This window comes from Flavobacterium columnare NBRC 100251 = ATCC 23463, assembly GCF_002530675.1.
Lineage (GTDB): Bacteria > Bacteroidota > Bacteroidia > Flavobacteriales > Flavobacteriaceae > Flavobacterium > Flavobacterium columnare.
The window spans coordinates 24,703-36,542 of record NZ_PCMX01000065.1 but is presented as its reverse complement, the minus strand read 5'-3'; the positions used below and the strand labels follow the sequence as shown (position 1 = coordinate 36,542).

Sequence of the window (11,840 nt, the reverse complement as noted above, 5' to 3'; positions counted from 1 at the left end):
TTATCATTTGGAAACAATTGCAAACTTCTTCGTAAAAAGACATACAAACGCAAATGCTGAATCCTTTAACTCAAAAATAAAACTCTTTAGAGCTAATCAAAGAGGTGTGGTGGATACTAAATTCTTCCTCTTTAGAATGGAGAAACTTTTTGCTTAATCCCCAAAAAATTAATCTGAGCCGAATTTATTCTTAATTCATGAAATATCTAATTCCTATAAAGCTTCTAATGCCTTGATTCGGACCGTAGATATAAGTAGGATCAAATGTAAGTGCGTATGGGTTGTCAGGAGTTGCTATTGCATTACCATTCGTGTCATATTGAACATTAGTATCAAAAGGATCATCTGAACGAGCAATAATAAAAGGATTCCCTTTGTTAGGTGTCCAGTTTAATAAATTTTTGATTCCTAAATAAATTTCTAGATTTTTAATTTTGTTAATGGTACATTGAATGTTTTGAATGCTATAGGTTGGCGAATTTGGTTTTCTTGGATCTGTGTTGTTTAAAATCGGCAATTTCATAGGGCCATATAAATTTCCAGTGTAGTCAAATGATAAAAACCATTTAGGAAAGGCATAAGATATAGACCATGTTCCTGAAAAACGTTCAGTCAATAATTGCCTTGTTTGAATGCCTTTTGAGGTTTTAGATACGTCCATAAAAGTAGCCCCTAAACTTACTTTTAATCCGCTGCCAAGAATTAGATCAAGGTTGCTACTTATTCCTTTTGATTCGGCAAAACCATCTAAATTTTTATAAATAATAGCATTACCATCAGTTTCATAATCTGGTAAAATACTATTGGTAAAATAAGTATACCAAATAGAGTTTTCCCAGCTAATGAAACTCCCGTTTTTTAAATACCATTTGTGTAGTACATTTAAGTTGCCATTATATGATTGTTCAGGTTTTAGGTTTTCAGCGATAATTAGGTTTCTAGCGCCTGTTAAAGCGGAGTGTTCTTCAGTAAAAAGATTTACAATTCTAAAACCAGTTCCTGCATTAAGTCTGGCTACTGTATTGTTATTAGGTTTCCATTTGTAGGCAAACCTAGGGGTAAATATGACTCCATGATTTTTATTAAAATCATATCGTGTCCCTAATAATATAGTATGATAATCATTCAGCTTTATCTCGTTTTGTAAAAAAACACTTGAAATCCAGTTTGTGTCTTCTGAAAGCGTAGCAGGCGTGTTGTCCTCATAGAATTGATAACGTGTGGCTAGGCCAAAGAGTAAATTATGTTTTTTGATAACCTTATCCCAAGTTAGTTGCCCAAATCCAATATTTTGTTGTGCTAAATATAATGTTTTTCCATAAGCTGAATTTTGATTATGATTGGTGTAAGAAAAATGTATTTTCATTTTTTCCCTTATAGGGAGTTCGTATAAACCTAGTATTTCATAGCGTTTGGTATAAATACTTTCGCCATATACTTGATTGCCTCCTCTAAATGACTTATTCCACTGTGTTTCACCTCCCCATCTGTCTTCATAAAAATATCGACCCGCAAGGGAAAGCATTTTTTTTGAATTTCTTTCAAAATTCCATTTTTGAAAAACGGAAATGCGATCTTGTAAGGTAACATCAGTGAAGTGATCTTTATTGTTATCTATTGGATTGGAGTAATTAAAATAATTAATTCCAGTTAGTACGGAAGTTTTTTTAAGGTTGAATTTAAATCCAAAATCTAAATTTGCTTCCCCCCAACTTGTTGAAAATCCATCTAAAGATATTATAGGTACATTTTTAGGGTTTTTAGTGATGATATTTATTAATCCTCCTATTGCTTCGCTGCCATACAATGAAGAGGCGGGACCTTTTATAATTTCTATACGTTCTATTAATGAATTAGGAATTCCAGAAAGCCCATAGACTGTGGATAGACCACTTACAATAGGCATTCCGTCTATTAATACGAATGTGTAAGGACCTTCTAAACCATTGATATGAATGTCTCCTGTATTACAAATGCTACAGTTGAGTTGAGGCCGAACACCGTTAATGTTTTGCAATCCTTCAAAAATATTAGAAACGGGATTTTTTTTAAAAAAAGAAGGTTTAAATACTTCAACAGGCACCGCACTATCTAATCGGCTTACGGGTTTTAAAGTGCCTGTAATAACCACTTCTTCTAAGTCATTTTGTTTTTCTTTAGTAGGAATAAGATTTATAGTTAAGACAATGGGAATGTTGTTGGTTATACGGATGTTTTTCTTGAATTCTTGAAAGCCGTTTTCGTTAATTTCTATGTCATAATTTCCAATTTCTAAAGCGGTTGATTTAAAATAACCATGGGTGTCTGTTTGTGTAATTTGTTTTTTATTTATTAGAATTTGTATAGAAGATAAGGCTATATTTTCTGTACGCACAATACCTTCTATGTAGGCTTGAGAGAAGCTTGTTAGGGAGTAAAAATAAAATATTAATAAGTGTATAAATTTCATTTTTTAAATTTTTAAAATAATTTTTAGTCAAATCTAAAAATTTTATTATTTCAAAACAAAATTTATAATTATATTTGTGTAAAATAAATGCAAATGACTCATTCTGAAGAGAATTATCTCAAGGTAATATATCATTTAAATGGTGCTTCACACAAAGGAGTTAATACGAATGCTATAGCCTTAATGATAGAAACAAAAGCATCTTCTGTAACGGATATGCTGAAAAAATTAGCTGAAAAAGAATTGGTAGATTATCAAAAATACCAAGGAGTTACTTTAACAGATAAAGGATTGCATACCGCTAAGATGATTATTAGAAAACACCGTCTTTGGGAGGTTTTTTTAGTAAATAAGTTGGGGTTTGCTTGGGATGAGGTACACGATTTAGCGGAAGAATTAGAACATATAAAATCCGAAAAGCTTACTGATAAATTAGATGAATTTTTAGATTTTCCTGCTTTTGATCCCCATGGAGATCCGATACCTAACAAAAATGGCGAAATTAAATGGATTCATGAATTACTCCTTAGTGAAGCGGAGTTAGAAACCGCTTATCTTTTTGTTGGGGTTAAAAATTCATCAACAGAATTTTTACAATACTTAGATAAACAAAATATAGGATTAGGTTCTACGATTAAGATAATAAGTAAAGAAGAATTTGACGCATCGCTTCATATCAAAATAGAGGATCGAAATTTAATGATTTCAAATAAAATTGCAGAAAATTTATTCATTAAACCCAAACAATTATGAGTAAATCATTAGAAGAAGTACACGAAAGTGTATCCACACAAAATAAGACATCATGGTTTAAACGAACCTTGGCTTTTTTAGGACCTGCTTATTTAATTAGCGTTGGTTATATGGATCCTGGTAACTGGGCCACTGATTTAGCAGGAGGAAGCCAGTTTGGATATAGTTTGTTATGGGTTTTATTAATGAGTAATTTAATGGCTTTGTTATTACAAAGTCTTAGTGCCAGATTAGGTATTGTAACGCAGCGTGATCTAGCACAAGCCTCTCGTGAAACTTATTCGCCTCTTGTAAACCTATTTTTGTATATACTAGCAGAAATAGCCATAGCTGCTTGTGATTTAGCAGAAGTTCTGGGAATGGCAATTGGTATTAATTTACTGTTCGGAATTCCTTTGTTACAAGGTGTTATGATTACGGTTTTAGACACTTTTTTATTGCTTTTTTTAATAAATAAAGGAATCCGAAAAATGGAAGCTTTTGTAGTAACATTGGTTGCTATTATTGGTTCTTGTTTTGTTTTTGAAATGGTATTTGCTCAACCTGAAATTGCCAAAGTAGCTAGTGGATTAATACCGTCTATTCCTGATCAGACGGCCTTGTATATAGCTATTGGAATTATAGGAGCTACTGTTATGCCTCATAATTTATATCTTCATTCTTCTTTGGTGCAAACCCGTAAATTCGAAAGGAGTAGAGCCGGAATCAAACAGGCTATTCGATATAATATTATAGATTCAACCATTGCATTAAACTTAGCTTTTTTTGTTAATGCAGCTATACTGATTTTGGCAGCAGCAGCATTTTATAAAAATGGACTTTATGAAGTAGCAGAAATACAAGATGCGTATCAATTATTAACTCCTATGCTAGGTACCAAATGGGCTGCTTCGTTATTTGCTATTGCTTTAATAGCTGCTGGACAAAGTTCAACGATTACAGGTACATTGGCTGGACAAATTGTTATGGAAGGCTATCTAAATCTACGCATTCAACCATGGGTACGACGTATCTTAACCCGATTGATTGCTATCGTGCCTGCTGTAATTGTCATTACGCTATTGGGCGAAGAAGTAACGGGTAAAATGCTTATTTTTAGTCAGGTTATTTTGAGTATGCAATTGGGATTTGCTATTATTCCTTTAATTCATTTTGTGAGTGATCCGGAGAAAATGAATGGTTTTCAAATAAATAAATTAACACAAGTTGTGGCGTGGATCATTGCTCTGATTATAGTAGGACTAAACGCTAAATTGGTTTTTGGAGAAATACAAAATATACTTCAAACGTATAATTATGCGATCAGTTTATGGTTAACAATAGTGCCTATTAGTATAGGTTTTGGTTTGTTGCTCTTATATATTATATTCAAACCGTTACTAAAGCCTACGTTTAATGAACACAAACATACTACTCATCAAAATATTAGAATAGAAATCAATCCTAATCACTCAATTTGTAGAAAAAACATTGCTGTTGCATTGGATTTTTCAACTGCAGATGCGTTAGCTGTAAATCATGCTATTGAGTTAGGTGGAAAGGATGCTGATTATACATTAATACATATTGTGGAAAGCGTAGGAGCTATTTTTTATGGTCAACACATAAAGGATCAAGAAACAAAGATTGATAAAAAAATATTAAACGGATATCGTGATAATTTAGTACTGTTAGGGTATAAGGTAGAATGCCAACTCGGGTTTGGTAACCCTACAAAAGCTATAGCCGATATTATTAATACAAATAAATTTGATATTTTAGTAATGGGAACGCATGGGCATACGGGATACAAAGACATACTCTTTGGTACAACAGTTGATAAATTAAGACATGCAATATCAATTCCGTTATACATTGTTAAGAAAGAAGAAAATAGTATATGAAAAACACCTTAAATCTATTGTTGTTTACTATCATTTTGATTAGTTGTAGTAGTAATCGTTCGATTTCTCAAATAGATCAGAAATTAGATCATACAAATGGGAAAGAAATTGTATTACAAAAAGTTCTAAATGACTCAAGATGCCCAGAAGGAGTACAATGTATTTGGGAAGGAGAAGTAGTAATACAGGTAGCTTGTTATGAAAATGGGAAAATTAGAGAGGAAAAACAATTTACGTTAAGATCAAACAACCAAGAAGAAATTCTAGAATGGTTTCGTTTGCATTTGCCTAAGTCAGAAAAGACTTTGCAAACAGTACGTGTTTTACCTCTTAAAAAGAGAAAAGAAAAACAAATTCTTCCAATTGAATATAGTATCGTATTAGGGTATTAGTGACAATTACAGTCATTACTACAAGAATTCTTTGGTTTTTTTTTACCAAAGAATTTTTTGTACAAATAGGCTATCGCTAAAATCAGAAGCAAAAAGGCAACTATTTCTTGTATCATATTCTAAATTTTAAAAAAATGTTTTAACTAAAAACTTTAAATGTTCGTTGAATAATTTTTATAACCAATCTTTAATTTTTAGCTTAAGACTTGATAAGCAATAAAAGCCACTAAATAGGCAAATCCAGACATAAAGACCAGCTGTATTGCAGGCCATTTCCAACCATTTGTTTCCTTTTTGGTAATAGCTAATGTACTTATACATTGCATAGCAAAGGCGTAAAATAATAATAATGAAACCCCAGTAGCGGTATTGAATAATTTTTCACCTGTATTAGGGTTTATTTCCTCTGCCAAACGATTTTTAACGGTTGCTTCTTGATCTTCGGAGTCTTCTATACTATAAATAGTAGCTAGAGTACCTACAAACACCTCACGTGCGGCAAATGAAGAAATAATGGCAATTCCAATTTTCCAATCATAACCTAGTGGTTTGATTATAGGTTCTATTCCTTTGCCTATTTTGCCGATATATGAATTTTCAAGTTTATAGGAAGCAATTTGATCTTCTAGATCCTCTGTAGATTGAGATTGTTCTGTTATAATTTTTTCGGCATTTTTAAAGTCTTCTCCAGGACCATAAGAGGCTAAAAACCATAGGATAATAGATAATGCTAAAATAATTTTACCAGCACCTAGTACAAAGGATTTTGTTTTTTCAATTACATTAATTGCCACATTTTTAAACATTGGCAATTTATAATTAGGCATTTCAATCACAAAATAGGAATTAGAAGGGATATGTAATGATTTGTGCAAAACCCAAGCAGAAATAAGAGCCATTAAAAATCCTATTAAATACATTGTCATTAGAGCAAATCCTTGCATATTAAAAATATACAAAATACGTTGGTTTGGTACTATAATAGAAATAATGATAGCATATACAGGCAAACGTGCCGAGCAGGTTGTAAATGGGGTTACTAATATAGATATTAAACGTTCTTTCCAGTTTTCAATATTTCTTGTGGCCATAATAGCTGGAATAGCACAAGCAGTACCAGAAATGAGAGGGACTACACTTTTTCCAGAAAGTCCAAATCGACGCATTAGTTTATCCATAATAAAGACCACTCGACTCATATAACCACTTTCCTCTAGAATAGAAATAAACATAAAAAGAAAGGCTATTTGTGGTATGAAAATAATAATACCTCCTATTCCAGGTATAATACCCTGTGTAATTAAATCTGTTAAAACCCCAGCAGGCATTCTAGAGGCTACCCAACTAGCTAAAGAAGTAAAAGTATGATCTATAAAATCCATGGGAATACTTGCCCAATCAAAAATAGATTGAAAAATAAGCATCAGGATAAAGAAGAAAATAAAATATCCCCATACTTTATGTAGTAATATACGATCTAATCGACTGCGTAAATCTCTAGCTTGATTACGATCGATTTTTTGACCTATTTTGAGGGTTTGATTGATGAATTGATAGCGTTTAATGGTTTCCTTATGTTGAAGACGCTTTAATTGATCTTTTGATTTCGTGAATGAAGGATCAGGTAGTTCTTTGCGGTCTAAATGAACAAAGTTTATGTCTTGGGTAATAACTAACCATAATTTGTACAATAGTTGGTTCGGAAATGCTTTTTGTAAATCATTAAAATATTCTAGATCAATTTCGGAAGCGTTCAAACAAGGTTCTGTAGATACGTTTTTATAATTAATAATTAGATCTTTTAGGGTTTCTATACCTTCTCCTTTGCGTGAACTTACTAAAGCAATTTTGGTTTTGAGCGTTTTTTCTAAGTAAGGAATATCTAATGAAATGCCTTTATAAGACATTCGATCCGCCATGTTAACAACTAAGATGGTTGGAATTTCTAAATCTTTAATTTGGGTAAATAGTAATAAATTTCGCTTTAAGTTTTCAACATCTGTAACAACTATAGCCACATCTGGATAATCTTTGTCGTTTTTGTTTAAAAGAAGTTCAATTACCAAATTTTCGTCTAATGAACTTGCATTTAGACTATAGGTTCCAGGTAAATCAAGTATGGTGGCTTTTAGATTAGAAGCTAGTTTACAGACTCCAATTTTTTTTTCAACGGTAATTCCAGGATAATTACCGACTTGTTGATTTAATCCTGTTAGTTGATTAAATACAGAAGTTTTTCCTACATTGGGATTGCCAATTAAAGCAATGTTAATATTACCAACTTTCATTACTCAATGTCAAAAAGGGTTACTTGAATAGCATCAGCTGTTTCTTTTCGAATAGCTAAATGTGCGTCATTTACTAATAAATACAAGGGATCTCCTAAGGGGGCTACTTGTAATAATTGGACTTCATTACCAGGAAGACACCCCATTTCTAATAATTTTAATGGAATACTGTCGATATCAAAATCGTCAATTTTTGCTTTTTGACCTTGCCTTAGTTGGGATAGGTTAATCTTCACTTGTTTATTTAGATTGAATTAATATTGCAAAAGTAGGAAAATATATTCATCAATATGCTACAAAAATGATTTGATAATTATAATTCTTCATTTGTAGCTCTTAAATGTAATACTTTTTTTGAGTATTAAACTCAGATTGTGTATCAGAAATTTATCACAGATAAAAATGGCTTTGAATCTAAAAAGAATTCATTTTTTTAGCCTTAATTGGTTAAAACTATAGCTTAGAGAAAAAATTTTCGTGCATTTTTATCTGTTTTTCCTTTTTCCTTTTCATCACAAAGGTTAACGGATAATCTGGGTTAAAAGTAGAGGGATAGAAAGGTAATTGTTTAATGTTTTTTTTAATTAGTTTAAGGAGTAGGATTATTATTTTTTATACTGTTCCCAAAATAGTATTTAAATGGTTTGGGAACAGTATGTTTTTAAGTATTAAAATAAATGGATTAATATTAGTTGTGTTTTAAAAAAACCAAGTTGCTACAGCAATAGCTGCTAATACACAAATGAAGTCAACCAAAAGCATTGTTCCTAGTGTATAGCGCGTATTTTTGATATTAACAGAACCGAAATATACTGCAATTACATAAAAAGTAGTTTCAGCACTGCATTGAAAAATACAAACCAAACGCCCTGTAAAAGAATCTACTCCTGAAGTTCGCATAGCATCTATCATAAATCCACGTGAACCACCTGAGCTAAAGGGGCGTAATAGGGCTACGGGAAGACCATCCGTAATTTCCTTGCTAATTCCTATTTGTCCAAATAAAAAGCGAATGCTATTACTCACAATCTCAAACAATCCACTATTCCTAAAAAAGGAGATGGCAACCAGCATACCCATAACATACGGAAAGATTTTTACACCAGTATTTAATCCGTTACGAGCTCCTTCAACAAAGGTGTCAAAGATGGTAGTATTGGCTAAAGTAAATCTCTTTTCATGAATGAAAGAAAAAACGAGGGTAAATCCAATAATAGATATTAGCATCAATCCAGATAAATTGCCCGTAAAAGCATTTTTGCCAATCAAGTCCAATGTGTTAATATAAAATAATAACCCAAGGATGGCACCTATTATACCCATTAATACACTTAATAACCCAACGCTTTTAAAATTGATACGCTGACGAATACCCACTATTAATAACGCTGCTATTGTACCTATAAAAGAGGTAATGATACAAGGAAGCATTACGTCAGCAGGATTAGAGGCGTTTTCGGCTGCTCTATAACCAATAATTGAAGTAGGTATTAGGGTAAGACCCGCAGCATGTAAACACATAAACATAATTTGTGCATCACTAGCTTTGTCTTTGTCTGGATTAAGTGTTTGTAAACTTTCCATTGCTTTAAGGCCAAATGGGGTAGCAGCTGAATCTAATCCTAAGAAGTTAGCGGCAAAATTTAAGGTCATATACGATATAGACTCATGGTTTTTAGGAACTGATGGAAATACTTGTGCGAAAAAAGGACTTAATTTTTTAGCTAATTTTTCAGAAGCACCCGAAATAATTAATAATTCCATTAACCCACAAAAGAATGCTAAATACGCAATTAAGGGAAGAATTAAATCTACTAAACTGTTTTTACAAGTAGGAAGTAGCCCATCTGCTTTTTGAAATCCGCTATATAATTTAACCGTTTGATTTTTATATACATAAGTAGTGTCAGCATTTAGTGTATCTTTATTGACAACCATTGTCATTTCAGGAGCTTTTTTGATACTATCTGCTACAAATTTTGGTAGTTGGTTTAAATATTTTTCAGATACTAAGATGGGGTCCTCTTTTTTACCATTTAAAATATAATCAGTACTATAACTTCCTTCATTGAAAAGATTTAGAACAATGAAAAAAATAGATGAAATAAAAATTGCCAACCAAAATCTGCTTAAAACCATAAAAATTTATCTTAAATGGGTAAAATAACGTTATAAAGGGTATAAAAGTAATAAATCAAAAAATATTTTCGGGATAAAGTATAACTTTTCCAATATAAATAGGGGCATCAAAAGTAGTTTTTAATGCTGCTTTTGAGTTTAGAATGGCACGATATCCTACGCCAGCTCCTAATCCCAACCATTTTAATACCTTGTAATTGGTTTGTCCTGATAGTTCATTTACATATAAAGAGAGATTAGTATCACGAACAATATCATCATTTATTTCTCTAACAAAACTAGGTTTTCCAAAACCTATTTGTTCTGTTAGAAAACATTCCCATTTAGGATTTTTGTAAAAGATCCAATCGGTAAAAAGACTTCCATACCACAGACTTACCTTGTTGTCATTAATTGTCTGCGTTTTTTTGTTTACATAGGTAATGTTAACGGGAGATAGAATGAAAGAAGTGCCTAATCCGAATCGGAACTTATTTTTATATTGAACCCCTACTTTTGTGCCCAAAATAGAAATTTGGTTTCCTCTTAAGCTGGAAAAACGATTGTCCATTTGAAAAATAAATCGGTATTTTTTATCTGGATTAGAAATTTGTTCTTGAGCATTAAAAGAATGACCTAACAAAAAAAGAAATACGATATAAAAGGTTTTTTTAAGAAGCATATAGAATAATCAGGATGTTATACAATAAAGATTTCGTCGTCTATTAACAAATCTTCTCCTCGTAATCGGAGAATGATTTGAGCAACTGCTATTACATCTTTTTCACAATAGGTTATAATTCTGTCTATGTTTTGTTCTTGATAATATACTTTAGCTACATCACTCCCTTCTATATCTCCTTTGGGAGAAGGAATACCTAAAACGGTTGTTAATAATTTTAGAGAAGTATAATGTTTGTAATCTCCAAATTTCCATAAATCTAATGTGTCTAAATGAGGGACTTCCCATGGTTTTTTTCCAAAAAGGTTTAGTTTTTTGGGAATAGGAATATTATTAATGATCATTCGTCTGGCTATATAAGGAAAATCAAATTCTTTAGCATTATGTCCGCATAGTAGATGCTGTGTATGACTATAGTGACTGTTTAATAAATTTGAAAAACCATTTAGAATGGATACTTCATCACCCCAAAAACTAGTTACTCTAAATTGACGGATATCTTTTTTAAAAGAAAAATAGCCCACAGAAATACATACAATTTTACCAAATTCAGCCCAAATACCTGCTCGATCATAAAACTCTTCCGCGGTAAATTCATCTTTACGTTGGTATTGAGTTTTGAGCTCATATAGTTCTTGACGTATGGGATCTAAAGAAGAAAAGGTTTCATGTTCAGGTACTGTTTCTATATCTAAAAATAAAATATTTTCAAGTAGGAGTTTGTCTAGCATATTACCCATTTTAACCGTTCCTTACGAAAATAAAGATTTATGATTAAAAAATAAAGAATTTTTAAAATTAAAATAGTATTTGTTGTTTCGAAGAGCTTTCATGATTTAATAACCATTTTTTACGCCATAAGCCGCCTGCATATCCAATAAGAGACCCATCGGTTCCAATTACGCGGTGACAAGGTACTACAATCCAAAGGGGATTTTTGCCATTAGCTGAAGCAGCAGCACGAATGACCTTTGTGTCACCTAGCTTTTTTGCTAAATCTAAATAAGAAATTGTTTTTCCGAAAGGAATTTGAAGTAATTCATTCCAAACTTTTTTTTGAAAATCAGTTCCTTCTGGATTTAATGAAAATGAAAATTCTTTTCTATTACCGTTAAAATACTCTTGTAGTTGATTTACGGCATCTAGGAGTTCTTTTGGAATTGGATCAGATAACTTACCTTCTGTTGCTATTGAAATGCCAGCAATTCCCTCTTCATTTCCTTCTATTTTAACGATACCTAATGGGGAATGAATAAATGCTGTTTTCATAAAAAT

General features: G+C 31.8%; 11 protein-coding genes. 4 read left to right on the top strand and 7 right to left on the bottom strand.

Annotated features, from left to right (window positions below; genetic code table 11):
- Positions 1 to 7 precede the first annotated feature (7 nt).
- Positions 8 to 157: a transposase gene (locus B0A78_RS09660; RefSeq protein WP_107317612.1), complete on the top strand. Its 150-nt coding sequence runs from the start codon at positions 8 to 10 to the stop codon at positions 155 to 157.
- Positions 158 to 190: 33 nt separating this feature from the next.
- Here the strand turns inward: B0A78_RS09660 and B0A78_RS09655 are convergent, their stop codons facing one another.
- On the bottom strand, positions 191 to 2,449 hold the full coding sequence (locus B0A78_RS09655; RefSeq protein ID WP_014165950.1) for a TonB-dependent receptor: 2,259 nt from the start codon (positions 2,447 to 2,449) through the stop codon (positions 191 to 193).
- Between the two features lie 93 nt (positions 2,450 to 2,542).
- Between B0A78_RS09655 and B0A78_RS09650 the strand changes: the two genes are divergently transcribed.
- The 3 genes from B0A78_RS09650 to B0A78_RS09640 are packed head-to-tail and all read left to right on the top strand — an operon-like array spanning position 2,543 to position 5,477.
- On the top strand, positions 2,543 to 3,202 hold the full coding sequence (locus B0A78_RS09650) for a metal-dependent transcriptional regulator (protein ID WP_041253468.1): 660 nt from the start codon (positions 2,543 to 2,545) through the stop codon (positions 3,200 to 3,202).
- Entirely contained in the window at positions 3,199 to 5,085 is a 1,887-nt protein-coding gene (locus B0A78_RS09645; protein WP_065212890.1) for an Nramp family divalent metal transporter, read from the top strand. Before B0A78_RS09650 ends, B0A78_RS09645 begins: the two co-directional genes overlap by 4 nt.
- Positions 5,082 to 5,477, top strand: coding sequence for a hypothetical protein (locus B0A78_RS09640; protein ID WP_014165953.1), 396 nt, complete (start codon positions 5,082 to 5,084; stop codon positions 5,475 to 5,477). The genes B0A78_RS09645 and B0A78_RS09640 overlap by 4 nt, the downstream gene beginning before the upstream one ends.
- 194 nt (positions 5,478 to 5,671) lie before the next feature.
- On the opposite strand, the gene feoB is transcribed toward B0A78_RS09640, so the two are convergent.
- The 6 genes from feoB to B0A78_RS09610 all read right to left on the bottom strand — a co-directional run bounded on the left by feoB (position 5,672) and on the right by B0A78_RS09610 (position 11,834).
- A complete protein-coding gene (feoB, locus tag B0A78_RS09635) occupies positions 5,672 to 7,765 on the bottom strand; it encodes a ferrous iron transport protein B (RefSeq protein ID WP_097609632.1) in 2,094 nt (697 codons plus the stop codon).
- Entirely contained in the window at positions 7,765 to 8,001 is a 237-nt protein-coding gene (locus tag B0A78_RS09630; RefSeq protein WP_014165955.1) for a FeoA family protein, read from the bottom strand. The genes feoB and B0A78_RS09630 overlap by 1 nt, the downstream gene beginning before the upstream one ends.
- A gap of 463 nt (positions 8,002 to 8,464) precedes the next feature.
- On the bottom strand, positions 8,465 to 9,904 hold the full coding sequence (locus B0A78_RS09625) for a nucleoside recognition domain-containing protein (protein ID WP_014165956.1): 1,440 nt from the start codon (positions 9,902 to 9,904) through the stop codon (positions 8,465 to 8,467).
- Between the two features lie 55 nt (positions 9,905 to 9,959).
- Positions 9,960 to 10,565: a hypothetical protein gene (locus B0A78_RS09620; RefSeq protein ID WP_014165957.1), complete on the bottom strand. Its 606-nt coding sequence runs from the start codon at positions 10,563 to 10,565 to the stop codon at positions 9,960 to 9,962.
- 17 nt (positions 10,566 to 10,582) lie between these two features.
- Positions 10,583 to 11,296, bottom strand: a complete 714-nt coding sequence (locus tag B0A78_RS09615; RefSeq protein ID WP_014165958.1) for a 3'-5' exonuclease — start codon at positions 11,294 to 11,296, stop codon at positions 10,583 to 10,585.
- 67 nt (positions 11,297 to 11,363) lie between these two features.
- Entirely contained in the window at positions 11,364 to 11,834 is a 471-nt protein-coding gene (locus tag B0A78_RS09610) for a methylated-DNA--[protein]-cysteine S-methyltransferase (protein WP_014165959.1), read from the bottom strand.
- Positions 11,835 to 11,840 lie beyond the last annotated feature (6 nt).